The sequence below is a fragment of the Acidovorax sp. ACV01 genome (genome assembly GCF_014851495.1).
In the GTDB taxonomy this organism is placed as follows: domain Bacteria; phylum Pseudomonadota; class Gammaproteobacteria; order Burkholderiales; family Burkholderiaceae_C; genus Acidovorax; species Acidovorax radicis.
The window spans coordinates 65,282-89,877 of record NZ_JACUZT010000007.1; the positions used below are offsets into that span (position 1 = coordinate 65,282).

The following is a 24,596-nucleotide window of genomic DNA, read 5'->3' on the forward strand; positions in this document are numbered from 1 at the left end:
CTCAGTTGCCCGACGCCGTGTGCGCGTCTTCGAAGAAATAGTCCTTGAGCGCGGTCGGCTGGTTCTTGATGGCGCCCACGCGGTGCAGGAACTGGCCCATGCCCAGCGTGTTTTCGGGGCGCACCTTGAACTGCACCTCGGGGTTCTGGATGATCTTGAGCAGCAGCGCGCGGTCGGTGTTGCCACCAGTCACCTTGAGGTAGATGTCGGCCGCCTTCTCGGGGTTGGCGGCGACGAACTTGGCGGCCTCGTCGAGCGCATCGACGAAGGCCTTGTAGGTCTTGGGGCTCTCGGCGCGGAATTTCTCGGTGGCGTAGAGCACGGTGGCCGATGCCGGGCCGCCCAGCACATCGTACGAATTGAGGACGATCTTCGCCCTGGGGTTGCCGGCCAGTTCCTGCTCCTGGAAGGGCGGGTTGCCGAAGTGGCCCGTGATCTCGGTGCCGCCCTTGATGATGGCCGCCGCCGCATCGGGGTGCGGCAGTGCCACCTGGTTCTTGTCCAGGCGGTTGAACTCCTTGTCGCCCCAGAGCTTGGCCGAGGCCATCTGCAGCACGCGCGACTGCACCGAGACACCGACGGCCGGCAGCGCGATGCGGTCCTTGTCGGTGAAGTCGGCAATGGTCTTGACGGCCGGGTTGTTGCTCACCAGGTAGTAGGGAAAGTTGCCCAGCGAGGCCACGCCCTTGACGTTCTGGCGGCCCTTGGTGCGGTCCCACAGCGTGAACAGCGGACCCACGCCGGCACCGGCGATGTCGATGTTGCCCGACAGCAGCGCATCGTTGACGGCCGAACCGCCCGACAGTTGCAGGAACTCGACCTTGATGTCCACGCCCGCGACCTTGCCGTGCTTCTCGATGAGCTTGTTCTCCTGCGCCACGTTGAGCAGCAGGTAGACGATGCCGAACTGCTGCGCAATGCGCAGCTGGCCTTCAGCGGCATGGGCAGTAGCGCTCAACCCGCCGGCCAGCAGCAGGCCCGTGACAGCGAGCCACGCGGCGGTCTTGCGGCCGAGGCTTCGGCGGTCAAAACGGTGGTGGGTGGAGGTGATCATGGAAGCCCTTCAAGTCAAAAATCAAACAAAATATGGCCCCAGCGCTTATCTACTAAGCGCTGAGTGCTATCGAAAACAGAGCGCACTCAGAAAGGCCGGTCGCCCTCGATCGTGGTTCTGTACAGCTTCCGGCGTTCGGTGTCTGGCGTGCCCGCCGCCAGGTGCATGACAGACCGGTTGTCCCAGAACACCAGGTCGTGCGGCTGCCACGGGTGGCGGTAGGTGAACTCGGGGCGCACGCTGGCGGCGAACAACTCGGCCAGCAGGGCCTGGCTTTCGTCCTCGGGCAGGCCGACGATGCGCGTGGTGAAGTGCTCGCTCACGAACAGGGCCTTGCGCCCTGTCTCAGGGTGGGTGCGCACCACGGGGTGGATGGAGGGCGCCACCTCGTCGATCTGCGCCTGGGTGAGCTTTGGGCGCCAGGGGCTCCTGGCGCGCAGTTCTTCGTACTTGGCCAGGTAGCTGTGCTCGGCTTGAAGCGGCGCGATGCGCGCCTTCAACGCTTCGGGCAGGGCGTCGTAGGCGGCGTGCTGGTCGGCGAACAAGGTGTCGCCGCCTTCGCCCGGCAGCTCCTGCGCGTGCAGCAGCGAGCCCAGGCTGGGCTTGTCCTTGTACGACAGGTCAGAATGCCAGTAGTGGCCCGCGTCGCCCAGGCCGATAGGCTGGCCCGCAGCGTCCTTGATGTTGGAGACGATCAGGATCTCGGGGTGGCCCGCCAGCTGGAAGTTCTTGAGCACGTGGATCTGCAGCGGCCCGAACAGGCGGCTGAAATCGATGTGCTGCTGCGGTGTGATGCGCTGGTCGCGGAACACCAGTACGTGGTGGTCCAGGTGCGCGCGGTGGATGCGGGCAAAGTCCTCGCGGCCCAGCGGGCGCGACAGGTCCAGCCCCAGCACCTCAGCGCCCAGTGGGCCGGCTGCGCCCGCCACAGTGCGGATCACCAGGCCTTGCGGCGGCGCGTCGCCATCGGTGGCTGTGGCGGTAGGGGGCGGAGAAGACAGAACGGCCGACATGGGAACCTCGTGGGGAATGGGGGCAGGTGTGCCCCGAGGTCTGCACTCTAGGCCGCGTTGCTTATTCAGAGAACGAAGGTTTTCTCAGTTGTTAACAACCAAAACAGCTAACACCTGCCACAGGGACACCACCCTCTCTGGCGCTCTGCGGTTCGCACATGCCATCATCGCCACTGGGCCCACTTCCATCCTTGCCGATGCCTGCGACCTACCACCACACCGTCAGCGGCCAGCACTGGTCGTTCAGCGACCTGCGCGAGGTGATGGCCAAGGCCACGCCCGCACGCTCGGGCGACACACTGGCTGGCATCGCGTCCGGCTCGGCGGTGGAGCGCATGGCGGCGCGCATGTGTCTGGCCGATGTGCCGCTGGCGCGCTTCCTGAGCGAAGCGCTGGTGCCCTACGAGGTCGATGAGGTCACGCGCCTTATCATCGACACACACGACGCGATGGCGTTTGCGCCCATCGCCCACCTCACCGTGGGCGGGCTGCGTGACTGGCTATTGGCCGCAGACACGGCCGCCCTGACCGCCGTGGCACCGGGCCTGACGCCCGAGATGGCGGCCGCCGTGAGCAAGCTCATGCGCAACCAGGACCTGATCGCCGTGGCGCGCAACTGCCGCGTGGTCACGCGCTTTCGCAACACCCTCGGCCTGCCGGGCCACCTGGCCGTGCGCCTGCAGCCCAACCACCCGACCGACGACCTGCGCGGCATCGCGGCGTCGATGGTCGATGGCCTGCTGTACGGCGCGGGCGACGCGGTGATCGGCATCAACCCGGCCACGGACAGCATTGCAGCCCTCACGGGGCTGGTGCACATGCTGGACGAAGTCATCACCAAGCTGCAGATCCCCACGCAGTCGTGTGTGCTCACGCACGTGACGAACACGGTGCAGATGATCGAGCAGGGCGCGCCGGTGGACCTGGTGTTCCAGTCCATCGCCGGCACCGAAAAAGCCAACGCCGGCTTCGGCGTGAACCTGGCCTTGTTGCACGAGGCGCGCGAGGCCGCCCTGTCCCTGAAGCGCGGCACGCTGGGCGACAACGTGATGTATTTCGAAACCGGCCAGGGCAGCGCGCTGTCGGCCAACGCCCACCATGGCGTGGACCAGCAGACCTGCGAGGCCCGGGCCTACGGCGTGGCGCGTACGTTCTCGCCGCTGCTCACCAACACGGTGGTCGGCTTCATCGGGCCAGAGTACCTGTACGACGGCAAGCAGATCATCCGCGCCGGCCTGGAAGACCATTTCTGCGGCAAGCTGCTGGGCGTGCCGCTGGGCTGCGACGTCTGCTACACCAACCATGCCGAGGCCGATTCGGACGACATGGACACGCTGATGACGCTGCTGGGCGTGGCGGGCCTGACCTTCATCATGGGCGTGCCCGGGGCCGACGACATCATGCTCAACTACCAGAGCACTTCCTTCCACGACGCGCTGTACCTGCGCGAGGTGCTGGGCCTGCAGCGCGCGCCCGAGTTCGAGGCCTGGCTTGCGCGCATGCACCTGGCCGATGGCACGGGCCGGCTGCTGCCCGCCGCACAGCAGCGGGCGGCCATTGCGCAGCTGCGGCAGATCGGGATGCAGAGATGAGCGAGTCAACCCCTATCACCGGCCCTTTACCCGACCCCTGGGATGACCTGCGCGCCCACACCGCCGCGCGGTTGGCGCTGGGCCGCGCGGGCACGGCCGTCCCCACGCGCGAGCTGCTCAGCTTTGGCCTGGCCCACGCCCAAGCGCGCGATGCGGTGCACCTGCAGCTCGACGCGGACGCGCTGGCGGCGCAACTCAGGGAGTTGGGCTGCAGCACGCTACAGGTCGCCAGTGCCGCACCCGACCGCGCCACCTACCTGCTGCGGCCCGACCTCGGCCGACGGCTTGGCGATGCGGATGCGGAGCGGCTGCGCAATCTGGGAGACGGCCACACACGCTGCGACCTGCTCCTGGTCGTGGCCGACGGGCTCTCGTCCCTGGCCGTCGAACGCAACGCCGTGCCCCTTGTGGAAACCATCGTGCGCACCGCGCCGCAGGGCTGGCAGATCGGTCCGGTGATCGTCGCCACCCAGGCCCGCGTGGCGCTGGGGGACGAGGTGGGCGCGCTGCTGGGCGCACGCATGGTCGCGGTGCTGATCGGCGAACGCCCGGGCCTGAGCTCGCCCGACAGCCTGGGCGTCTACCTCACCTGGCACCCGCAGGTGGGCCGCAGCGACGCCGAGCGAAACTGCATCTCCAACGTGCGGGCCGAGGGGCTGGCGCCGTCGGCTGCCGCAGCCCGCCTGTGGTGGCTGTGCCAGGAGGCCCGGCGCCTTGCCCTGACGGGCGTGGGCCTTAAAGACCGCAGTGATGCGGTGACGATCCCGGCAGCGGGCGTTCCTGGCGCACTGGGCGCACCGGGCGACCAGGGCTGCGATCCGGTTACGTGAAGCGGATGAAATGCGCCGATGACCACGCCTTGCTGTCGTCGCGCTGGCGCCCGTGGAAGTACACCGGCCGAAAGCCAAAGGCGGCGTTGTCGGGCGACACCGGCACCACACCCTCCACCGACTGCGGCAGGGTCACATCGGTCAGGCGCTCCAGCGCCACAAAGAGTTCGGTGCCGCCCAGGTCAAGCTGCAGGCGCCCGGCTTGTACCAGCTCGGCCCCCGAGACCTCCCAGTGGAAATCCGGGCGGTGCACGAACGGGTTGCGCTGTAGCGGATCACCCACCTTGATGAAGCTGTCGATGGTGCCGCTCACGACGATGCGCAGGTTCGCCAGCTGGCTGACCTCGATCTCGATGCTGTCGGCGTCGCCATAGGTGTCGCTGCGAAATCCCAGTTCCGTGGGCCCTGCGCGCCAGGCCGATTCTTCGGCATGCTCGAAGCCGTGGCTGCGAAAGCCCAGCACCGTGCCGCCCAGCACCTGGATGCGCCCCTGCCACGCGGCCCAGCGGTAGCGGTCGGGGATGCGTGCACCGCCCCAGCGCAGGCGGATGCGCCGCTCCGAGTAGCCCAGCTCGCGGTGCAGGTCGCGCTCCCAGATGCGGCCCGTGTGGTCGTAGGCGGCCAGGTATTCCCAGCCGCTCTGGCCCAGGAACTGGTATTCCACCGGGGCCTCGCCCTGCCAGTCGAACGCATCGCCCTGGCGGTGCGGCCCCACGCGGGTGATGACCGCAGCATGCTCGCCCGTGGTGGCCCAGGTATGGCGCGCGCGCAGGGCGCGCCCCACGCTGGCGCGGTCGAGCTGGTCGGCCAGCACACCGGTGAGCCCACCGTGCACGCCAAACACCTGCACCCCCGGGGCGCCGCCGCCGGGGCGCCCCCGGTGCTCATCGCTGCTGGCGGCCACGCCCAGCTGGTAGCCGCGCCGGATCACGTCCTGGTAGAGCCAGCCGAAATGCCCCCAGGTGGAGGCGATTTCCACCAGGCGTTCGAGGCCCGGGTGGTGCCAGTCGGGGATGTAGCGGCGCCCGCCCACATGGGGCATGACGAGGTGGTTTTCCGCATCGTCCGCGTACGCGGCCCACAGCTCCTGCACCGGCCAGCGCCCCAGGCTCACACCCGTGCCCTTCATGTCTTCGTTCCACACAAAGGTGCGGTTGTGCTCGCCGCGTTCGTTGTGCGGAAAGCCTGGCGTGGCATCGCCCAGGAACACCACGTTGTGGTCACCCCCCGCCGTGGAACTGCCGCACCATTCCTGCACCGCATAGGCCACGAACTCGCCGGGCACGTTGGCGGCCTGCACGGCCTCCAGACCCACACGCCAGTTGTGGTCGGTGATCTGAAAATCGTTGGCCGTGTAGCCAAAGATGTCCACGCCGCCGATCTCGCGGGCGTAGGCCGCGTTGTAGCCCGGGCTGTTGGTGCCCACGGTGTCGTGGGCATGCACGTGCAGGTCGGCATAAAAAGGCCGTGCCGTGGGGAAGGCGGCAGACACATCCACCGCAAACCGCGCGGCCGGCACCTGGCGTGCGCCGGGCAGGTGCGCTTCGATCTCGTAGCGCCCCTCGGGCAGGCGCAGCGCCTGCTCGCCCGCCAGGCCGGTGCTAGCCCAGCCGTCGGCGGCAAAGGCGAGCGGCACCTCCTGCACCGTGGCGCCGGCCTGCAGCACCCGCACCTGCAGGGGCTGCGGCCAGTCGCGCACGATGTTGCCCCAGCGGTCGAGTGCCGACACGCGCAGCGGCAGCGGCTGGCCGGGCTGGGCGTAGCGTGGCGCGTTCAAAAAGAGCTGCGAGGCGGGGCCGTGCGCGACGCGCAGCACCACGTCGTCGGGCACCGCCACAAACCGCGAGGTGCCCAGCGGGTCCACGTAGAAACGCACATGGAAAGCGTCTTCCACAAAGGTCTGTACCCGCGTTCCGGGGCCACCCCGGCGCCGGTCGCCCAGGCGGATGATGATGTGGTCCCCAGCGTTGAGGTAGCCGTCCACCACGTCCACGATCACGGCCTTTTGGTACGGGCGCTCGTGGCCTTTCTGGTCGAAGCGCACGGCCAGCGACTGCACGGATGCGGGGCTTTGGCCCGGCAGCAGCGGGCCGGCCTGGTATTCGGCGCTGATGAAGTTGGCGCCAGTGGGGTCGCTGGTCTGGAACAGCGCCCAGTCCGAATAGAACTTGAACGTGGCCTTGATACATGCGCCGTCGGCCACGCCGGAGGCGCCAACCTCGAAGTCCAGGATGATTTCCTGCCAGCTGCCCGCCTCGACGGCCGTGGTGTGGCAGGTGACGCGGCCGATGAACGGCTGCGCCTTGCTGTGGGCATACAGGCCGGTGGGTGCAAAGTGCGGCCCGGCGGCGGGGATGTGGGGGTCCTGCTGCGGCACAGAAAGAAGAAGGTCGGCGGGGGGCACTGAACGCATGTTGCTTACTCCGACCGGATGCCCGCGGTCTTGACCAACGCGGCGTATTTGCGGGACTCCTGGCCCACAAACGCCGTGAAGCGGCCCTGCGGGTAGCCGGTGGCCCGGATACCCTGCGCGGCCAGATCGCTGCGCACCTTGGGCTCGGCCAGCACACGGGCCACCTCGGCGCCCATGGCTTCCAGCACGGCCGGCGGCGTGGCCGCAGGTGCAAACAGCCCGAACCAGGTTCCAGCGCGCAGGCCGGGGTAGGTTTCCTCCAGGGTCGGCACGGCCGGCAGCAGCGGGTGGCGGGCCTCCCCGCCGCTGGCCAGGGCCACCAGGCGCCCCGCCTGCACGTGGGCCAGCGCGGGGCCCACGGCGATAAACATCACATCCACCTGCCCCGCCACCACGTCGGCCAGGCCCACCGGGCCACCCCGGTAGGGAATGTGTGTGACGTAGATGCCGGCCTGCTGCTTGAGCAGCTCGGCCGCAAAGTGCTGGGGGCTGCCGTTGCCCGCAGAGGCGTAGTTGTACTGGCCCGGGCGGGCCTTGGCGGCGCGTACCAGGTCGGCCACGGTCTTGAAGCCTGTTTTGGGGTGGGCCACCAGCAAAAAGTCCGTCTCGCCCAGGGACACCACGGGCACGAGATCACGTCGGGGGTCGTAGGGCAGGCTGGCCGAGAGCGTGGGCAGGATGGTGATGGGGCCATCGGCCCCTGCGAGGAGGGTGTAGCCGTCGGGTGCCGCCTTGGCCACAGCATCCACGGCAATCACGCCGCCCGCACCAGCGCGGTTGTCCACAACCACCGGCTGGCCGAGGTTTTCTGCCAGGCGGGCGCCCACACGCCGCGTCACCACATCGAGGGCACTGCCCGGCGTGTTGTGCACCAGCACGCGGATGGGTTTGTTGGGGTAGCCATCGGCGTGGGCCGATGTGAAAACCACGGTGCTGGCCAGCAGGCACAGCGGCAGGAGGGGGCGGAACAAAGCGCGCATGGCGGACGCCGGTGGAGCACCGGCCGTGGAAGCAAGAAGCCACCGAGCGTAGGCAGCGCCCCGCCGCCCACCAACGAAGTTTCTCGCAGACCCTTATGCGCCGAACAGATATGGCAGGAAAACGCCGCGTGGCGCACGCCTGGCGGCTACAGCCGGTGCGACCGGTCCCCGTGCACAAACCCCACAGGTTCCCACGCCTCGCCCGCGCCCAGGGCCAGCACCTTGAAAAGCTCGCCCATTTCATGTTCCATGATCAATTTGGCCGCTGTCGCCCGCTGTGCTTGCGGCAGCAGCTCCATTTTTGGTAGCAGGCCACAGTTGATGAGAAAGTGGGCCTGCGTGGTGTAGCCCAGCACGTTCAGCCCTGCGTCCTGCGCGGCCAGGGCCATGGCGGTGAAGTTGACGTGGGCGGTGATGTCTTTGAGCCCCACCGCCACCAGCGGGTCGCCATCGGCCAAGTGCCCCTGGTGGCACATCACGGTGCCCATGTGGCGCTGGGGGTGGTAGTACTCGCTTTCGCCAAAACCGTAGTCCAGCAAAAAGGCCGCGCCACGCGTGAGCCGGTCGGCCAGCGTGCGGATGAAGCCCTCGCCCTGGGCGTGGATCTCGGTCAGGTAGTCCTGCGGGCCTTCGATGTCCACGGGCGGGCGCAGGCCGGTGGGGTGGTCGGCCCAGGCAAAGCTGCCATCGCCTTGCACCACCACGCCGCGCTCGTGCCACACCCCACCCTGCTGGCCGCCGTGGCGGGCGAGCAGCTGCACGGGCATCGCATCGAGCACCTCGTTGCCCACCACCACACCGCTCAATTGCTCGGGCAGTGCGTCCACCCAGCGCAGCTTGTGGGCATGCGCCACCAGCTTGGCCTGCTGGCGCGCCCGCAGGCTGCCCGACAGATCGACGATGGTGTAGCGCTGCACCTGGTCGCCCAGGGCGTCCAGCAGTTGCAGCGCCAGCGCGCCCGAGCCCGCACCAAACTCCCACACCTCGTCGGTACCGGTGTGCGCCAGGGCCTCGCCCACCTGCACGGCCAGCGTCTGGCCGAACAACGGGGTCATCTCGGGCGCGGTCACAAAGTCGCTGCCGGACTCGGGCATGGCGCCGAATTTGGTGGAATCGTTGGCGTAGTAGCCCAGGCCCGGGGTGTACAGGGCCAGCGCCATGAAGCGGTCAAAACCCAGCCACCCGCCCTCGGCGGCAATGGCCTGGGCAATGTGCTGGTGCAGGGCGGTCGTTAAACTGTCGGGTCTTTGGGTCACGGCCCGCATTGTCTCCCACCCCACATGTCTGCCCCCTCCCATCCACGCACCGTTCTGGTCACAGGCGCCGCCAAGCGCCTGGGCCGCAGCATTGCGCTGGCCCTGGCAGCGGGCGGCTGGCAGGTGGCGGTGCACTATCGCTCATCGGAGCAGGATGCTATCGATACCGTAGCTGCTTGCGCACAACTGACAAGCGCTAGTGCTCATTTTGATGCTGATTTTGAGGATGAGGCTGCGGTGCGCGGCTTGTTGCCCCGCGTGGTGGCGCACTTTGGCCGTGTGGATGCGGTGGTCAACAGCGCTTCGCTGTTCGAGCATGACAATGCCGCCACCTTTGGTTTTGCCGCGCTCGAAAAGCACCTGCGCAGCAACACCGCTGCCCCCGTGCTGCTGGCCCAGGCGCTGCACCAGCACGTGGCCGACCGCGTCGCCCAGGGCGAGGCCGACGCACAGGGCGCCGTGGCCAACCTGCTGGACCAGAAGCTCTGGAACCAGAACCCCGATTTTGTGAGCTACACGCTCTCCAAGGCCGCGCTCGAAGCCGCTGGCACCATGCTGGCCCTGGCCCTGGCGCCGCGGGTGCGCGTGGTGGGCGTGGCACCCGGCCTCACGCTGACCAGCCACATGCTCAGCGACGACAAGTTTGCCCAGCTGCACGCCCTCTCCCCGCTGGGCCGCTCGTCCACCGCCGAGGATGTGGCCGCCACCGTGAAGTTTGCGCTGGAAAATCGGTCCATCACCGGCACCACACTGCTGGTGGATGGCGGCCAGCACCTGATGAAGTTTGACCGAGATTTCTCGTTGATGTGAGCGCACGCACACACGCTCACTCAATCCAGGACCTATTCATGACCACCGCTGCAGGCACCCAGATCCTCACGCTCACCGGTTTGCGCTTTGACGCCAACCTGGGCATCCTCGACCACGAAAAAACCGCGCCGCAGCCCATCCAGGTCGATGCCGAACTGAGCCTGGGCGTGCAGCCGCTGGCCCCGCGCGACGACGACATCGGCCATGTGCTGGACTACCGGCGTGTGCGCCAGATCATCATTGACGAATGCACCGCAGAGCATGTGAACCTGTTGGAGAGCCTGATCGGCAAGCTGGCCAACCGCCTGATGCAGCTGCCCGGCGTGCTGGGCGTGCGGGTGAAGATTGCCAAACTCGAAATTTTTGACGACTGCGAAGTGGCCATTCGCATCGAGACAGGACAGTGGTGACCCCATGAGCGCAGTATTGAACCAAGCCCCCACCTCGGCACAGTCTGTCGGATGGACTGAAGAGCCCCTTGATGCGACGAGCGGCGCCGCCCGCATGAAAATCGAGCGCGAAACCCACAAGCTCGAAAAACGCCTGTGCCGCGAGGTTGGCAAGGCCATCGTCGACTTCAACATGATTGAAGAAGGCGACAAGGTCATGGTGTGCATGTCGGGCGGCAAGGACAGCTACGCCCTGCTCGACATCCTGCTCAAGCTCAAGGCCCGCGCCCCCATCCACTTCGATCTGGTGGCGGTGAACCTGGACCAGAAGCAACCCGGTTTCCCCGAGCATGTGCTGCCCGAGTACCTGGCCAGCACCGGTGTGCCCTTCCACATCGAGAACGAGGACACCTACAGCATCGTCAAGAAGCTGATCCCCGAGGGCAAGACCACCTGCAGCCTGTGCAGCCGCCTGCGCCGGGGCATTTTGTACCGCGTGGCCGATGAGCTGGGCTGCACCAAGATCGCGCTGGGGCACCACCGGGACGACATCCTGCAGACCTTGCTGCTCAACATGTTCTTTGGCGGCAAGATGAAGAGCATGCCACCCAAACTGGTGAGCGACGACGGCAAGCATGTGGTGATCCGCCCGCTGGCCTACGTGGCCGAGAAGGACACCACCCGCTGGGCTGCACACCGCAACTTCCCCATCATTCCCTGCAACCTGTGCGGCAGCCAGGAGAACCTGCAGCGCAAGCAGGTGGGCGAGATGCTGCGCGAGTGGGAAAAGCGGTTCCCGGGCCGCGTGGAGAACATGTTCAACGCGCTGCAGAACGTGGTGCCCTCGCACCTGCTGGACGGCAGCCTGTACGACTTCAAGAACGCCAGGGCCACGGGCATCGCCAGCGAAGACGGCGACAAGGCGTTTGACAAGGAAGAGTTCGTGGCGCCTTCGCCATCGCTGCCGGGCGTACAGGTGGTGCAGCTGTCGTGAACCCTGACGGGCTTCGGCACTCTCACAGAGATCTCTTTTTCTGGAGCCTCTGACCATGACGCAACGCCGATGGATTCCCGTCCTTTTGTTGGGCCTTGCCGCAGCCCTGCTCGCGGGCTGCAGCACCACGCGCCTGGTGGACGGCCAGGTGCAAAGCTTCTCGACACTGACTGCCGTGCCCGCGCCAGCCACCTACCGCATCGAACGCCTGCCATCGCAGCAGACCCCCTCGTTTGACGCCATCGCCACGCTGGCAGAACAGTCGCTGGCGCGCGCCGGCCTGCAGCGCGACGATGCCGCGCCCCGCCTGCTGGTCCAACTGGGCGTCCAGGCCGATGCCGTGCCACGCAATGACCCCTTCCGGCCATACGGCGCATACGGCCCGGGCCCCTGGGGCTTTGGCGGCTGGGCGGGCCGGGGCTGGGGCGTGCATGGAATGTGGCGTTTTGGCGAGCCCACGCCCCTGCACCGCCGCGCGGTCAGCATCGTGATGCGCGACGCCAGCACCCAGGCCGTGGTGTACGAGACTTCTGCCGTGCACGAGGATGTGTGGGTGAGCGACCCGGCCGTCTACGGCGTGCTGTTCGACGCCGCGCTCAATGGCTTCCCGAAGCCGCCCCAGGGGCCCCGGCAAGTGCGCCTGCCGCTGGTGCATGCCGCTCCCTGACATCGCCCCACTCCCCTTTTCATCACCTGCATGCACGCCACCCGCATCGTTGCCATCCGCCACGGCGAAACCGCCTGGAACGTGGACACCCGCATCCAGGGCCACCTGGACATCCCGCTCAACAACACCGGCCTGTGGCAGGCCAATCAGGTGGCACAGGCCCTGGCGGGTGAGCCGATTGCCGCCATCTACACCAGCGACCTGCAACGCGCGCACGCCACGGCCCAGGCCGTGGCCCGCACTACGGGCGCGCCTTTGGTGACCAATACCGGCCTGCGCGAGCGCAGTTTTGGCCACTTTCAAGGCCGCACGTTTGCCGAGATCGAAGCCGAACTGCCCGAAGACGCGCTGCGCTGGCGCAAGCGCGATCCGCACTACACGCCCGAAGGTGGAGAGTCGCTCGTCACACTGCGCGAGCGCATCGAACACACGGTGACCGCCCTGGCGCAGCAGCATGTGGGCGAGCAGGTGGTAATGGTGGCGCACGGCGGCGTACTCGACGTGCTGTACCGCCTGGCCACGCGCCAGGACATCCAGGCGCCGCGCACCTGGCAACTCTCCAACGCCGCCATCAACCGCCTGCTGTGGACACCCGACGGCCTGACCCTGGTCGGCTGGGCTGACACCCAGCACCTTGACAACAACGCCCTCCGCGATGAAACCCATTCCTGAAGCACTCCAGGCCTGCATCGGCCAACGTGTGGACCTGATCGACACCCCGGCCCTCGTGGTGGACCTGGACGCCATGGACCGCAACATCCAGCGCATGGCCGAATTTGCGCGCAAGCACCAGGTACGCTGGCGCCCCCACGCCAAACTGCACAAGAGCGCCGAACTCGCGCTGCTGCAGCAGCGCTCTGGCGCCCAGGGCGTGTGTGTGCAGAAGGTCTCCGAGGCCGAGGCCCTGGCGGCCGGCGGGGTGGATGACATCACCATCACCAACCAGGTCATCGCCATGCCCAAGCTGCACCGTGTGGCGCGGCTGGCTGCGCAGCTCGCGGCACGCGGCGGGCGCCTGGGCGTGGCCGTGGACCACGTGGAGGGCATCGAGCGTCTGGCCGAGGCGATGGCGCAAACCGGCAGCGATGCCGGCATCGATGTGCTGGTGGAGATCGACGTGGGCCAGGGCCGCTGCGGCGTGCCCCCCGGCAAGGCCGCACTGCCACTGGCGCTGGCCGTGGCGCGCAGCCCCCGCCTGCGGTTTGCGGGGATCCAGGCCTACCATGGCCGCGCGCAGCACATGGCCAGCACCGTGGGCCGCAAGGAAGCCATCGCGCAGGTCGTGCGTGCGGCCAGCCACACGCGGCAGCTGATCGAGGCGGCGGGGGTGCCCGTGCCGCTGATCACAGGCTCGGGCACCGGCACGCTGGTGCACGAGGCCGCCAGCGGCATCTTTGGCGAGTTGCAGGCAGGCTCGTTTTTGTTCATGGACGCGGATTACGCACGCAACGAACGCGAACCGGCGCAACCTGCCTTTGAACACGCGCTGTTCGTCAAGACCCAGGTGGTGTCGGTGCGCGAGAGCCATGCCGTGTGCGACGCGGGCCACAAAAGCCACGCCATCGACTCCGGCCTGCCCACCGTGGCCCTGCTGCCAGCCGACCGCGCCCTGCGCTTTGCCAACGGCGGCGACGAGCACGGCCTGATCTACGCCGACGGCCCCAAGGCCCGCCTGCCCACCCTGGGCCGCATGCTGTGGCTCATCCCCGGCCACTGCGACCCCACGGTGAACCTGCACGACTTCCTCATCGGAGTGCGCGGGGGGCTGGCCCTGGGCACGGTGGAGCGCATCATCAGGGTTGATGCCAGAGGCGCGCTGACCTGATCAAGGCAAGAATTGGCGGACATTTTGGTGTCCCCCATGAGCCCCAGCCAGATCATCGTCCTTGCCACACCCGTCTTCTTCGTCCTGATCGCCATCGAACTGGCGGTCGGCTACCAGCGCCGGCGCAACACCTACCGGCTGGCCGACGCGGTCAGCAGCATCAGCCTGGGGATGCTGAGCCAGACCAGCGCGGTGTTCACGCGGCTGTTGCGCATCGGCATCTACACCGCGTTGTTCGAACACGTGGCACTGTGGCGCAGCGATGCGTTCTGGACCAGCCTGCCGGGTTGGCTGCTGGCGCTGGTGTTCTACGACTTTTGCTACTACTGGCTGCACCGCATGGGGCACGAGTCGGCGGTGCTGTGGGCGGCGCATGCGGTGCACCACCAGAGCCAGGACTACAACCTGTCCACCGCGCTGCGCCAGACCAGCTCGGGCGCGCTGCTGGGCTGGGTGTTTTATGTGCCCATGGCGCTGGCGGGCGTGCCACCGCTGGTGTTTGCGGTGGTGGCGCTGGTCGATTTGCTCTACCAGTTCTGGGTGCACACCGAACAGGTGGGCAAGCTCGGCTGGTTCGACCGCTGGTTCTGCAGCCCCAGCAACCACCGCGTGCACCACGCCGTGAACGACGCGTATCTGGACAAGAACTACGGCGGCATCCTCATCGTGTGGGACCGGCTGTTCGGCACCTTCAAGGAAGAAGACGACCAGGACCGCTGCGTGTACGGCACGCGCGGCCTGCTCAACAGCTGGGACCCGCTGTGGGCCAACGCCCAGGTGTACGCGGGCCTGGCGCACGACAGCTGGCATGCGCGCAGCTGGGCCGACAAGCTCCGGGTGTGGATCAAGCCCCCGGGCTGGCGGCCGACTGATGTGGCAGCGCGCTTTCCGAAGCCCGCATTCAGCATGGCACAGATGGTGCCCTACCACCCGCCGATGTCGCGCACGGTGCAGTGGTTTGCGCTGGTGCAGTTCGCGCTGATGCTCGCGGGCGTGGCAGCTTTTCTGTGGCGGGCCGACAGCGCCCCGCTGGCCGAGAACGCGGTCTGGTTTGCCACGCTGCTGGTCGCGCAGTGGGCGCTGGGCGCGGCGATGCAGGGACGCATCGGCATGCTGATGGCGCTGGTACTGCAAAGCGGCGCGCTGGCCACGGCCACCAGTGCGTTGGGATTCGTGCAGTGGCACTGGGTATTCAAGCCGCTCACCATGGTGATTGCTATTGTTTTGGTAGCCTCTACCGCTTACCAGTTGCGCGGTAGAAGCCGATTTGATTCAAAAACTTGGGTACTGCTGGGCGCCGCACTGGCGGGGTCGCTGGCGGGCGATGTGTTCTTGATGGTCGAGGGCTTTTTCATCCCGGGGCTCGTGAGTTTCTTGATCGCCCACTTGTTCTACGTGGCGCTGTTCAAGACCGGGCAGCGGTGGTTTCCACACCGCGGGGCTCTCGCGGCCACGCTGGGCGTGGGCGTGGCGATGTATGCCTTCTTGTGGACGAGCGGGCTACCGGCCGCGCTGCGGGCGCCGGTGGCAGCCTATGTGCTGGTGATCGCGCTGATGGCCGCGCAGGCCATCGGGCGCGCGAGCGTGCTGTGCGATGGAGGTGCGGTGCTGGTGGCGGTGGGGGCGGCGTTCTTCATGCTCAGCGATTCGCTGCTGGCCACGCACCGCTTCGTGTCGCCGCTGCCGTGGTCGCAGGTGTGGGTGCTGGGCACCTACTACGCGGCGCAGGCGTGCATCGTGGCGGGGGTGTTGAAGGCGGCAACGGCGCCTGACGGCCTGCCAGTCGTTGCGCCTGTTCCTGCCGTGGCTAATGCGACCACGTGCGGGCCAGCGCTGCAGACGGGACATACGCCGCACCCGCAATGAACAGAACGCCCGCCAGGGTGAAAAAGCCCCCACTGAGCAGCCACAGTAGCGTGTCGGCGTTGTACCAGCCGGGCCGCGCCTGCAGCAGGGCGACCAGGGCTGGTTCCTGCACCGCGATCAAGCCCCGCCCTGCGGTGTAGTGGTACACGGCGCCGCCCAGGGCCCAGAACCCGGTCAGCACGCACGCCAGGCCATAGAACGCATACCCGGTGCGCCAGCGCTTGGTGCTGCCCGCCGTACACCACACGCCCAGGCAGCCCGCCAGCACCGCAACGGCCACCGACAAGCCCTGAATCCGGTCGCTGGCCACCGGCAGCAGCCAGTGCCAGGCCCAGGGCAAGGGCGTCAGCAGCCATTCCGATGGGGCCGCCAGCCCCGGCCAGCGCTGTGGGGGCAGGTCCATGGAGAAGCGCGGTCGGTCCACCATGGCCAGCACGAATGTCACCGGCACCAGCACGGCGAACAGGATGTACGCACTGGCGCGGCCCACCAACAGGCGGTGCGCCCACGCGGTGGTCGCCCCGCCCTGCCTGTGGCCGCCGATCAGGTGCGATGCCAGGCCCGCCGCCAACGCGGCTTCGGCGATCGCGCCGCACACGGCCACGCGGCCGCGCAGGTCGGCAAAGCCTTCCAGCACAAACACCGAGAGCTGGCCATAGACGAGCGCGCCCAGCGCATGCAAGGCCACCGTGCCCGCCAGCAAGGCCACGGCACAGGACCGCAGGAACTGTTGCTCGGGCACGGTCACGCGCCCGTCCGACCCGGCCCCGCCGCGCGCGGCGCGCAGCTGGCGGCGGCGGTCGTTCTTCTTGGACGGTTTGCGCGGTGGGGCCATGGCGGTGCTGCGTGGCCTGAGCGGCAACGGGCGTGGAGAAAGGGTTCTCAGGCCCCGAAAAGCCCTGGCGCTCCGGCGCTGGGCGGCGTCACGCCCAGGTGCCGAAACGCCGCCAGCGTCGCAATGCGCCCGCGCGGCGTGCGCTGCAGGAAGCCTTGCTGGATGAGGTAGGGCTCGATCACGTCCTCGATGGTGCCGGCCTCTTCGCCGATGCTGGCAGCGATGTTGTCCAGCCCCACGGGGCCGCCGTCAAAGCGGTGGATCACGGCTTCGAGCAGCTTGCGGTCCATCACGTCAAAGCCCTGCGGGTCCACGTCCAGCATGGCGAGCGCCTTGTCGGCGATGGTTTTGGTGATGCGGCCGTCTCCCTTGACCTCGGCATAGTCGCGCACGCGGCGCAGCAGCCGGTTGGCAATGCGCGGCGTGCCGCGCGAACGGCGGGCGATCTCGAAGCCACCTTCATCGTCCATGGGTGCGTTGAGCAAACCGGCGCTTCGCTTGACGATGCGCGCCAGCTCTTCGGACGTGTAGAACTCCAGCCGCGCCACGATGCCGAAACGGTCGCGCAGCGGGTTGGTCAGCATGCCGGCGCGCGTGGTGGCACCCACCAGCGTAAAGGGCTGCAGGTCGAGCTTGATGCTGCGCGCAGCCGGCCCTTCGCCAATCATGATGTCGATCTGGTAGTCCTCCAGCGCGGGGTAGAGGATTTCCTCGACCACGGGCGAGAGGCGGTGGATTTCGTCGATGAAAAGAACGTCGTTCTTCTCCAGGTTGGTGAGCAGCGCCGCCAGGTCCTTGGGCTTTTCGAGCACAGGGCCGCTGGTCTGGCGCAGGTTCACACCCAGCTCAGCCGCAATGATGTGGCTGAGCGTCGTCTTGCCCAGGCCTGGCGGACCGAACAGCAGCACATGGTCCAACGCTTCGCCCCGTTTGCGCGCCGCGCCGATGAAGATCTCCAGCTGCTCGCGCGCCTTCACCTGGCCCACGTACTCCTGCAGCAGTTTGGGGCGCAGGGCGCGCTCGATCGCCTCCTCTTGGGGCGATGCAGGCACGGCGGAGATGACGCGTTTGGCGGGTGCGGGGGCGAAGTCGTCGGTCTGGATGGTCATGCAGCCCTGTTATTTGTCAGCCCAGACGTAGAAGCCGATGCCCTCTTCAACGTACTGCTGACTCATGTTGGCATTGAGGTAGCTGCGCTCGGCAGGGCTTGCCGTGTAGAGGTAGGTTCCGACAGTGCGGTTGCGGTAGCGATAAACCGGCACGGCTCCATTGCCCGGCGCAGCTTGGCCCCACCATGCCGTGCCTTCCAGAGCCACGGACGGGAAGACCTGGCGCAGACCGTCACGCTCCGCAGGGTTTGCCGTGTAGATATGCAGTTTGCGCGCCAAATCCACCAGGCGGTACACCGGGAACAGGTTCGACCCCTCAATGGGGTACGCATAGAAGATCGGACCTTCATAGACGAAGTTCGACGCAAACTGGTTGATCAACAGATCCCGCTCGCCCACATTGCTGGTATAGAAATGCTCCAGCCCCGCGATGTTGTAGAAGCGATAGACAGGCACCCGGCCCGTGGGGCCGGTGGGCGGCGTGGCGGACGACAGCCAGTTCTTCAGCGCAGCATTGAACGCCACGTCAAAGCGGCCATAGAAATCGGGCGACGCAATGGCCGCGCAGCTGGAACTGCCGCCATACAGCGTGCCGATCACATAGGTGCCATCCCTGAACAAGGCGGAGCCACTGCTGCCGCCTTCGGTGGTGCCCTCGCTCCAGCTCACGCGGTAAAAGTTACCCGACGAACCGCTGCACTGAAACTCGGTGCCACTGGTGGCCGTGCAGGAAGTCAGACTCGTCAACGAGCCCAGGCTCACCTTGAGCAAATCGCCCCGGGGATGGTGCAGGCCCACCACCGACGAGCTCAGTGCCTGGGTGCCGGCATCCCACCCGGCAAAGACAGCGCCCGTTGGAGGCGTGTCGTTGAGCCGCAGGAAGGATGTGTCCGTACCCGCCGAAGCGTAGAGCAGCGAAGCGCCATTGACGCGCTTGGTGGTCGTGCTCGACAGGGTGCGGCTGTTGCACACAGGGGCGCGGTAGAACCAGTCGGTCTGCAGCGAGGAGGCTTCGGCCTGCTTGGAAATGCAATGGTTGGCCGTCAGAAAATACGGCGTGCCCGACGACTGGCTGTCATTGAGCAGTGTACCGGTGCAAAGAAAGGAGTTGGCTCCGGACGTGAAGATCATGCGGGCCACGGCATTGCGCTGGTTCGCGTAGGCTTCGTAGCAGCTGGCGTCCAAGTGGCAGGATGCCGATTCGTTGATCTTGGTGGAAAGCTCTTCCTCGGTGGGAATAGACAGGTTCTCGAAGATGTGCGAGACGCGCGGCACCGAAAGGTCTACCGTGCCGGGGTTAGCACCCGCAGGCAGCTCCAGCTCCAGCGTGGCCTCGTTCGACCCCACGTCTGGCGTCCACCAGGTCTGACCGTCCAGGGTGGTGTCGCCAGCCTGCGCATTGCGCTGAATGCGCTGCAGCACTTCCTGGCCGGAAATCTGGAACACCGTGGTCGTATCCGCCTGGCTGTAGACACGCAGCACGGCCCCCGGGGGCAGCGCGCGGGCCACCACGCCCAGGCGCAACCCATGCGCCCCTTCGGCAGAAAAACTGATGGCAGCCACCTGGCCGCCGCTGGGGGTCGGCTTCCACTGCAACTGCTGCAGGGTCTGCTCCACAGTACGTGTGGCCGCCACATCGCGCGCCATCCCCACCTGGCGTGGCCCAATGCCACCGCCAAGCGATGCGGTCTTGGACTCTTCCAAGGCACCCAGACTCACCTTCGAAGGCGTGGGCGCCGCGACGAGCGCGCTGCGGGACTTGACGTTCGACACGCCCTGGTCCACGCTGGCGGGCTGCACCCAGCCATCCACCATCAGCACAGAGGCGGCTTTCTGCGCGCTTCCTTCTGTCCCGCCTCCGCCGCACCCCGCCAGCAAAGCAATCGCCGCAATCCAGGCGACACCCATGCGCAACATCACTCTAAATTTCATTTCTTTCCCCCACTCCGGTCAAAACCGCCATTGAACACGAAAACAACTGCTACAACAAACCCGCGTACGCCTTACTTGGCCAACGCCTTCAGTGCCAATTTGATGCCATCGCTCACGCCCACCTCTGAGGGCAAGGCCTTGAGGGCCGCAGCGGCCTCCTTGTCGTTGTAGCCCAAAGCCAACAGTGCCTGCAGAATGTCGGCCTGCGCATCGCTGGCGGCGGGGCCGTGGGCAGCGCCCATGTCTGCGCCCAGCTTGCCCTTGAGTTCCAGCAACAGCCGCTCAGCCGTCTTCTTGCCGATGCCCGGCACCTTGACCAGGCGGCCCGCCTCCTGCAGCGTGATGGCCTGGGCCAGATCGGCCACCCCCATGCCCGACAGTATGGACAGTGCCGTGCGCGGGCCCACACCCGATATCTTGATCAGCTCGCGGAACGCCTGGCGCTCGGGCGCCGTGGCAAAGCCATACAGCAGCTGCGCATCCTCCCGCACAATGAACTGGGTGAGCAGGCTCACCCGCTCGCCCACGGCGGGCAGGTTGTAGAACGTGCTCATGGGCACATTCACCTCATAGCCCACGCCATGGCAGTCCAGCAGCACCTCGGGGGGATTCTTCTCCAGCAGGGTGCCGGTCAATTTGCCTATCATTGATGTCCTTTGCCGCGCACTGCGGCGATCCAACGGGAATTATCCGCGTGATCCTGCGCCACACCTTCACCCCCCACAACAACACCCGGCTCACCCACCTGTGCGGCCCGGCCGACGCACACCTGCGCACCATCGAAGTGGCCCTGCAGGTGAGCATTGCGCACCGGCATGAGCAGTTCAAAGTGGACGGCCCCAAAGCCAAGGCGACCCAGGCCATGGAGTTGCTGCAAGCGTTGTACGAGATGGCCGAGCGCCCCGTCACGGAAGACTACCTGCAGCTCATGCTGGCGGGCGACACCGCGCTGGTGGAGGCGCCCGAGGGCGCCATCGTGCTCAACACCCGCCGGGCCGACCTGCGGGGCCGCACACCCACGCAGAACCTGTACCTGGAAAACATCGCCAGCCACGACATCACCTTCGGCATCGGCCCTGCCGGCACCGGCAAGACCTATCTCGCCGTGGCCTGTGCCGTGGATGCCCTGGAGCGCAGCGCCGTGCAGCGCATCGTGCTGACCCGCCCGGCAGTCGAGGCGGGCGAACGCCTGGGTTTCCTTCCCGGCGACCTGGCGCAGAAGGTGGACCCGTATTTGCGCCCGCTGTACGACGCGTTGTACGAGCTGATGGGCTACGACAAGGTGCAGAAGGCCTTCGAGCGCAATGCCCTGGAAATCGCACCGCTGGCGTTCATGCGCGGGCGCACGCTGAACAATGCCTTCGTGATCCTGGACGAGGCGCAAAACACCACGCCCGAGCAGATGAAGATGTTCCTCACACGCATCGGCTTTGGCGCCAAGGCGGTCGTCACAGGGGATGTGAGCCAGATCGACCTGCCCAAGGGGTCGATGAGTGGCCTGATCGATGCCGAGCGGGTGCTCAAGCGGGTCAAAGGCATCTCCGTGACCCGCTTCACCACGGCTGACGTAGTGCGCCACCCGCTGGTCGCGCGCATTGTGGATGCCTACGACGCGCCGCGCCGCGCCCCGGCTTCTCGCAGTCGAGACTAAAACTATCATTTTGATAGCTTTCAGCGCTTATCCATCAAGCGCTGGCGGCAGAAAAAGCAAAAATGTCCTTGAACCAACTCTCCCTGTCGCTGCAGTTCGGCACGTTTGACGGTGCGGCCGCGCACCGCGCCGTGCTGCCACGCCACAAGGTCACCCGCTGGATTCGCCACGCGCTGGCCACCGATGCCGAGATCACCGTACGCATCGTGGGCACCGAAGAAGGCCAGCAGCTCAACCGCGAGTACCGCAAGAAGGACTACGCCACCAACGTGCTCACCTTCGACTACACGCAGGAACCCGTGGTGACCGCCGACCTAGTGCTGTGCGCCCCGGTGATCGAGCGCGAGGCCAAAGAGCAGAACAAAAGCCTGGAAGAGCACTACGCCCACATGCTGGTCCACGGCACACTGCATGCGCAGGGCTGGGACCACGAGACCAGTGAAGAAGATGCGCAGGCAATGGAGTCGTACGAAACCGACATCCTGCAGGAGTTGGGCTTTGCCGACCCTTACGCGACCTCCTGAACGCCATCCCGACTGCCGAGGGCAGTGGCGCAGTTTTTACTATTTGGTACATAGTGCTCGCATCTGCCGGGGCTCGGCGTTGTCTTGATAAGCGACGATTGACTCCTCCAGTGCGCGTCTCGCAGACCTGTTGGCACTCCCGCCGCGCGCCCTGCCTGTCTTACCCCTTGCTTTCAGGAGTCTTCTCTGTGACCAATTCCCAGCGACACCCTGCCCCCGTGGCGAACTCGGGCCTGCCATCCTTGCATCGCGCTTTGCTGCTGGCAGTGCCACTCGTTCTGGTGGCCTGCGGGGGCGGCAGTGGCGAATCGGAGCCCGCCGGACTCCCGGCCCCTTCCGGCTTCAGCGTGGCGAGCTACGGCCCCAAGACCTACAACTTGGGCTGGACCGTCACCCCGGGTGCGATGCGCTACGAACTGTTCGAGGACCCTGATGGCGCGGGAGGCCCCCAACCCGAATCGCTATTCGGCGTCGGCGCCGCCAACAACGTTACCAGCTTCCCTGTACAGATTCAGGTGCCGCTGCACGAGCGGGTGAATGCCAGCTACCGGCTGCGCGCCTGCGACGCAAGTGGCTGCGGCCCGTTCACTGCTGCGGTAACACCCGACCTCACCCAGGCCATAGGGCGCTTCGAGCTTGCTGGCGGCGATCCGACCAAGCGATTTGGAGCCTACGAAAACGCAATGGCCCTGTCGGCCGACGGTTTAACGCTGGCCGTAGGTTCCCCCCGCGAGGGCAGTTCGGGTGACCTGGCAGGGGCGGGCGCGGTGTACATCTTCAGCCGCAGCATGCCAGGGGTTGGCATGCCAACCCCTGCCTGGGGTCTGCGGGCGCGACTGGAAGGCAGCAGTCCGGCCGCAAAGATGGCCTTTGGCGCCAGCCTCGCACTGTCGGCCAACGGTCGCACGCTGGCAGTGGGTGCACCAGAGGAAAGAAGCAATGCACGCGGCATCAACGGCGATGCGGCCAACCGCGACGCGTATGGCGCGGGGGCTGCGTATATCTTCATGGACAACGGCAGCACCTGGAGCCAGCAGGCCTACATCAAAGCCCGGAACACGCCTGCGAAAGTCGAGACCTGCAGCCACCTGGACATCACGGGCACGGCTGTATTTCCATGCACCCCCCAGCACTTCGGCTTCAGCGTAGCGCTGTCGGCCGACGGGAACCTGCTGGCGGTGGGAGCGCCTGAAGAAGGCGCTAACTTCACCCCGGGGTCTACCGCCGTGTTGGGTGGGCTCTCCTTCACCAGCGAAACCATTTTTGGGGGCGGCGTGGGAGCCGTTCACACCTTTGCCCGCAACAGCAGCGGCTGGGCCGAGCAGGCGCACCTGCCAGGCAGCAGCGCCGACCCGACCATGGCCCGCTTCGGGGCGGTTGTAGCCCTGTCCAGCGACGGAACCGTGCTTGCGGCGAACACCGACAAGGACGTCTCCGTCCTGACACATCTCAGCGGTGCCTGGAGTGCACCAACACAGGTGTGGCGCGTTCCCGCCGCCGGTGCGCTGACGGGTTCGCACAATCCCTTTGCAATGTCCAGAGACGGAGGCACACTGGCTGTCTTGGACCGATCTGCAGGTACTGACGTTCAGCTGCGAACATTCACACGCACGAGGGACGCCTGGACGCAGCAGCCCGCACTGCCGGTCAAGGCTGCCGGCGGGATCTTTACAAACAGTGTCATGTTGTCGCTTTCTGCGGACGGCCGCATGCTCGCCGTGGGCAACCTCGACGATGCTAGCAACGCCTCTGGCATCAATGGCAACCCCAACAACCAAGCCGTATATTCAGCCGGAGCCGTCAATGTCTACCGCCGCGACGGCACCACCTGGGTGCACAGGGCCTACCTCAAGGCCCCCCAGCCGCGCGCACTCGCGCGCTTCGGCGCTGGCGTAGCGCTTTCCGGTGATGCCAGCACCTTGGCCGTAGGCACCAGCAGCGCTACGGATGGCGTAACACCCGCCGCGCCCAATGCAGCCTATCTGTACTGATTGCGCTGACGGTAGCCCTCTCACATTGACCAGCCCCGGTACCTGACAGAAGCCAGGGAAGGCAAAAGTATTGCACCCGCGCCGTCGCCAATGGGGGCGGCGCCACCACCTACTATCGGTGGATGTTCGACACCCCTTTGCTGCTCACCGCTGCCTTCGTCGCCGGCGCCCTCAATGCCGTCGCCGGAGGCGGCAGCTTTCTGACTTTGCCCGCCCTCGTCTTCACCGGCGTGCCGCCTGTGGTGGCCAATGCCACGGGCACGGTGGCCCTGCTGCCCGGCTACATGGCAGGCGCATGGGGGTTCCGCGAAGACACGGCCCCGCCGCCGGGGCTGTCGATGCGCCTGTTGGTGGTGCTCTCGCTCATCGGGGGCGCGGCGGGTGCGGCGCTGTTGCTGGTCACGCCCGACGCCACCTTCCGCCGCGTGGTGCCCTGGCTGCTGCTGGCGGCCACGGCGCTGTTTGCCTTCGGGCCACAGTTGCGCAAGGCCATGGCGGGTGGCCACCCCTCCACCACCAAAGCCACCGTGGGGGTGCTGGCCGTGGCGGCCTATGGCGGCTACTTCAACGGCGGGCTGGGCATCCTGCTGCTGGCGCTGTTCGGCCTGCTGGGGCAGACCAACCTCCACGCCATGAATGGCCTGAAGAACTGGGTGTCGGCCCTGCTCACCGCCATTGCCGTGGCGATCTACGCTGCTGGCGGCGTGGTGCTGTGGCAGCAGGCGCTGATGATGATGGTGGCAGCAACCGCTGGCGGCTACGGCGGCGCGCGGGTGGCGCGGCGCATTCCGGCGCAGTGGCTGCGCTGGGGGATTGTGGCCACGGGGCTGGTGATGGCGGGGCTGTTTTTCCTGCGCGGCTGAGG

The 24,596-nt window shown here is 66.9% G+C and carries 22 protein-coding genes; 13 read left to right on the forward strand and 9 right to left on the reverse strand.

Features of this window, described 5'->3' with window-relative positions:
• Position 1: 1 nt before the first annotated feature.
• Entirely contained in the window at positions 2-1,054 is a 1,053-nt protein-coding gene (locus IB243_RS19805) for an ABC transporter substrate-binding protein (RefSeq protein WP_192428871.1), read from the reverse strand.
• 86 nt (positions 1,055-1,140) lie between these two features.
• Entirely contained in the window at positions 1,141-2,067 is a 927-nt protein-coding gene (locus tag IB243_RS19810) for a TauD/TfdA family dioxygenase (protein ID WP_192428872.1), read from the reverse strand.
• Between the two features lie 197 nt (positions 2,068-2,264).
• Between IB243_RS19810 and IB243_RS19815 the strand changes: the two genes are divergently transcribed.
• A complete protein-coding gene (locus IB243_RS19815) occupies positions 2,265-3,659 on the forward strand; it encodes an ethanolamine ammonia-lyase subunit EutB (RefSeq protein WP_192428873.1) in 1,395 nt (464 codons plus the stop codon).
• Positions 3,656-4,489, forward strand: a complete 834-nt coding sequence (eutC, locus tag IB243_RS19820; RefSeq protein WP_192428874.1) for an ethanolamine ammonia-lyase subunit EutC — start codon at positions 3,656-3,658, stop codon at positions 4,487-4,489. Before IB243_RS19815 ends, eutC begins: the two co-directional genes overlap by 4 nt.
• Here the strand turns inward: eutC and IB243_RS19825 are convergent.
• From IB243_RS19825 to IB243_RS19835, 3 genes are all read right to left on the reverse strand, one after another.
• Positions 4,482-6,902 (reverse strand): hypothetical protein, encoded by a 2,421-nt coding sequence (locus tag IB243_RS19825; protein WP_225585095.1) that lies wholly within the window; start codon positions 6,900-6,902, stop codon positions 4,482-4,484. The two genes, eutC and IB243_RS19825, sit on opposite strands and share 8 nt — an antisense overlap.
• Positions 6,903-6,907: 5 nt before the next feature.
• Positions 6,908-7,882 (reverse strand): tripartite tricarboxylate transporter substrate binding protein, encoded by a 975-nt coding sequence (locus IB243_RS19830; protein WP_192428875.1) that lies wholly within the window; start codon positions 7,880-7,882, stop codon positions 6,908-6,910.
• A gap of 146 nt (positions 7,883-8,028) precedes the next feature.
• On the reverse strand, positions 8,029-9,147 hold the full coding sequence (locus IB243_RS19835) for a class I SAM-dependent methyltransferase (protein WP_192428876.1): 1,119 nt from the start codon (positions 9,145-9,147) through the stop codon (positions 8,029-8,031).
• Positions 9,148-9,162: 15 nt separating this feature from the next.
• On the opposite strand from IB243_RS19835, the gene IB243_RS19840 reads away from it, so the two are divergent.
• Genes IB243_RS19840 through IB243_RS19870 form a run of 7 tightly spaced genes read left to right on the forward strand, consistent with a single transcriptional unit; the run spans position 9,163 to position 15,689 of the window.
• Complete coding sequence (locus tag IB243_RS19840) at positions 9,163-9,948, forward strand: SDR family oxidoreductase (RefSeq protein WP_192428877.1); 786 nt, start codon at positions 9,163-9,165, stop codon at positions 9,946-9,948.
• Between the two features lie 38 nt (positions 9,949-9,986).
• Positions 9,987-10,358, forward strand: coding sequence for a dihydroneopterin aldolase (locus tag IB243_RS19845; protein WP_057229338.1), 372 nt, complete (start codon positions 9,987-9,989; stop codon positions 10,356-10,358).
• 4 nt (positions 10,359-10,362) lie between these two features.
• The gene (ttcA, locus tag IB243_RS19850) at positions 10,363-11,331 is read left to right on the forward strand and encodes a tRNA 2-thiocytidine(32) synthetase TtcA (RefSeq protein ID WP_192428878.1); all 969 of its coding nucleotides are present in this window, start codon (positions 10,363-10,365) and stop codon (positions 11,329-11,331) included.
• Between the two features lie 55 nt (positions 11,332-11,386).
• A complete protein-coding gene (locus tag IB243_RS19855) occupies positions 11,387-11,998 on the forward strand; it encodes a DUF4136 domain-containing protein (protein ID WP_192428879.1) in 612 nt (203 codons plus the stop codon).
• 30 nt (positions 11,999-12,028) lie between these two features.
• Positions 12,029-12,670 carry a histidine phosphatase family protein gene (locus IB243_RS19860; RefSeq protein ID WP_010462747.1) on the forward strand — a complete coding sequence of 214 codons (642 nt, stop codon included), beginning with the start codon at positions 12,029-12,031 and terminating at the stop codon, positions 12,668-12,670.
• Positions 12,654-13,823 carry a DSD1 family PLP-dependent enzyme gene (locus tag IB243_RS19865; RefSeq protein WP_192428880.1) on the forward strand — a complete coding sequence of 390 codons (1,170 nt, stop codon included), beginning with the start codon at positions 12,654-12,656 and terminating at the stop codon, positions 13,821-13,823. The genes IB243_RS19860 and IB243_RS19865 overlap by 17 nt, the downstream gene beginning before the upstream one ends.
• A gap of 36 nt (positions 13,824-13,859) precedes the next feature.
• Positions 13,860-15,689, forward strand: a complete 1,830-nt coding sequence (locus IB243_RS19870) for a lysoplasmalogenase family protein (protein WP_192428881.1) — start codon at positions 13,860-13,862, stop codon at positions 15,687-15,689.
• Here IB243_RS19870 and IB243_RS19875 read toward each other — a convergent pair.
• The 4 genes from IB243_RS19875 to ruvA all read right to left on the reverse strand — a co-directional run bounded on the left by IB243_RS19875 (position 15,631) and on the right by ruvA (position 20,212).
• Positions 15,631-16,524, reverse strand: a complete 894-nt coding sequence (locus IB243_RS19875) for a hypothetical protein (protein WP_192428882.1) — start codon at positions 16,522-16,524, stop codon at positions 15,631-15,633. The genes IB243_RS19870 and IB243_RS19875 overlap by 59 nt on opposite strands.
• A 47-nt stretch (positions 16,525-16,571) precedes the next feature.
• Positions 16,572-17,633 carry a Holliday junction branch migration DNA helicase RuvB gene (gene ruvB / locus IB243_RS19880; protein WP_010462755.1) on the reverse strand — a complete coding sequence of 354 codons (1,062 nt, stop codon included), beginning with the start codon at positions 17,631-17,633 and terminating at the stop codon, positions 16,572-16,574.
• Positions 17,634-17,642: 9 nt separating this feature from the next.
• On the reverse strand, positions 17,643-19,565 hold the full coding sequence (locus tag IB243_RS19885; RefSeq protein WP_225585097.1) for a trypsin-like peptidase domain-containing protein: 1,923 nt from the start codon (positions 19,563-19,565) through the stop codon (positions 17,643-17,645).
• Positions 19,566-19,636: 71 nt separating this feature from the next.
• On the reverse strand, positions 19,637-20,212 hold the full coding sequence (gene ruvA, locus IB243_RS19890) for a Holliday junction branch migration protein RuvA (protein WP_010462759.1): 576 nt from the start codon (positions 20,210-20,212) through the stop codon (positions 19,637-19,639).
• 47 nt (positions 20,213-20,259) lie between these two features.
• Between ruvA and IB243_RS19895 the strand changes: the two genes are divergently transcribed.
• The 4 genes from IB243_RS19895 to IB243_RS19910 all read left to right on the forward strand — a co-directional run bounded on the left by IB243_RS19895 (position 20,260) and on the right by IB243_RS19910 (position 24,594).
• A complete protein-coding gene (locus IB243_RS19895) occupies positions 20,260-21,216 on the forward strand; it encodes a PhoH family protein (protein WP_010462761.1) in 957 nt (318 codons plus the stop codon).
• Positions 21,217-21,278: 62 nt separating this feature from the next.
• Positions 21,279-21,740: an rRNA maturation RNase YbeY gene (gene ybeY, locus IB243_RS19900; protein ID WP_057229357.1), complete on the forward strand. Its 462-nt coding sequence runs from the start codon at positions 21,279-21,281 to the stop codon at positions 21,738-21,740.
• 188 nt (positions 21,741-21,928) lie between these two features.
• Entirely contained in the window at positions 21,929-23,731 is a 1,803-nt protein-coding gene (locus IB243_RS19905; RefSeq protein ID WP_192428883.1) for a hypothetical protein, read from the forward strand.
• A gap of 122 nt (positions 23,732-23,853) precedes the next feature.
• Entirely contained in the window at positions 23,854-24,594 is a 741-nt protein-coding gene (locus IB243_RS19910) for a sulfite exporter TauE/SafE family protein (RefSeq protein ID WP_057229361.1), read from the forward strand.
• The last annotated feature ends 2 nt before the right edge of the window (positions 24,595-24,596 follow it).

What these genes read in the sequence shown, in the direction of transcription:
- IB243_RS19805 (WP_192428871.1), bottom strand. Translation starts at nt 1,054, where the DNA reads ATGATCACCTCCACCCACCACCGTTTTGACCGCCGAAGCCTCGGCCGC.
- IB243_RS19810 (WP_192428872.1), bottom strand. Translation starts at nt 2,067, where the DNA reads ATGTCGGCCGTTCTGTCTTCTCCGCCCCCTACCGCCACAGCCACCGAT.
- IB243_RS19815 (WP_192428873.1), top strand. Translation starts at nt 2,265, where the DNA reads ATGCCTGCGACCTACCACCACACCGTCAGCGGCCAGCACTGGTCGTTC.
- eutC (WP_192428874.1), top strand. Translation starts at nt 3,656, where the DNA reads ATGAGCGAGTCAACCCCTATCACCGGCCCTTTACCCGACCCCTGGGAT.
- IB243_RS19825 (WP_225585095.1), bottom strand. Translation starts at nt 6,902, where the DNA reads ATGCGTTCAGTGCCCCCCGCCGACCTTCTTCTTTCTGTGCCGCAGCAG.
- IB243_RS19830 (WP_192428875.1), bottom strand. Translation starts at nt 7,882, where the DNA reads ATGCGCGCTTTGTTCCGCCCCCTCCTGCCGCTGTGCCTGCTGGCCAGC.
- IB243_RS19835 (WP_192428876.1), bottom strand. Translation starts at nt 9,147, where the DNA reads ATGCGGGCCGTGACCCAAAGACCCGACAGTTTAACGACCGCCCTGCAC.
- IB243_RS19840 (WP_192428877.1), top strand. Translation starts at nt 9,163, where the DNA reads ATGTCTGCCCCCTCCCATCCACGCACCGTTCTGGTCACAGGCGCCGCC.
- IB243_RS19845 (WP_057229338.1), top strand. Translation starts at nt 9,987, where the DNA reads ATGACCACCGCTGCAGGCACCCAGATCCTCACGCTCACCGGTTTGCGC.
- ttcA (WP_192428878.1), top strand. Translation starts at nt 10,363, where the DNA reads ATGAGCGCAGTATTGAACCAAGCCCCCACCTCGGCACAGTCTGTCGGA.
- IB243_RS19855 (WP_192428879.1), top strand. Translation starts at nt 11,387, where the DNA reads ATGACGCAACGCCGATGGATTCCCGTCCTTTTGTTGGGCCTTGCCGCA.
- IB243_RS19860 (WP_010462747.1), top strand. Translation starts at nt 12,029, where the DNA reads ATGCACGCCACCCGCATCGTTGCCATCCGCCACGGCGAAACCGCCTGG.
- IB243_RS19865 (WP_192428880.1), top strand. Translation starts at nt 12,654, where the DNA reads ATGAAACCCATTCCTGAAGCACTCCAGGCCTGCATCGGCCAACGTGTG.
- IB243_RS19870 (WP_192428881.1), top strand. Translation starts at nt 13,860, where the DNA reads ATGAGCCCCAGCCAGATCATCGTCCTTGCCACACCCGTCTTCTTCGTC.
- IB243_RS19875 (WP_192428882.1), bottom strand. Translation starts at nt 16,524, where the DNA reads ATGGCCCCACCGCGCAAACCGTCCAAGAAGAACGACCGCCGCCGCCAG.
- ruvB (WP_010462755.1), bottom strand. Translation starts at nt 17,633, where the DNA reads ATGACCATCCAGACCGACGACTTCGCCCCCGCACCCGCCAAACGCGTC.
- IB243_RS19885 (WP_225585097.1), bottom strand. Translation starts at nt 19,565, where the DNA reads ATGAAATTTAGAGTGATGTTGCGCATGGGTGTCGCCTGGATTGCGGCG.
- ruvA (WP_010462759.1), bottom strand. Translation starts at nt 20,212, where the DNA reads ATGATAGGCAAATTGACCGGCACCCTGCTGGAGAAGAATCCCCCCGAG.
- ybeY (WP_057229357.1), top strand. Translation starts at nt 21,279, where the DNA reads ATGTCCTTGAACCAACTCTCCCTGTCGCTGCAGTTCGGCACGTTTGAC.
- IB243_RS19910 (WP_057229361.1), top strand. Translation starts at nt 23,854, where the DNA reads ATGTTCGACACCCCTTTGCTGCTCACCGCTGCCTTCGTCGCCGGCGCC.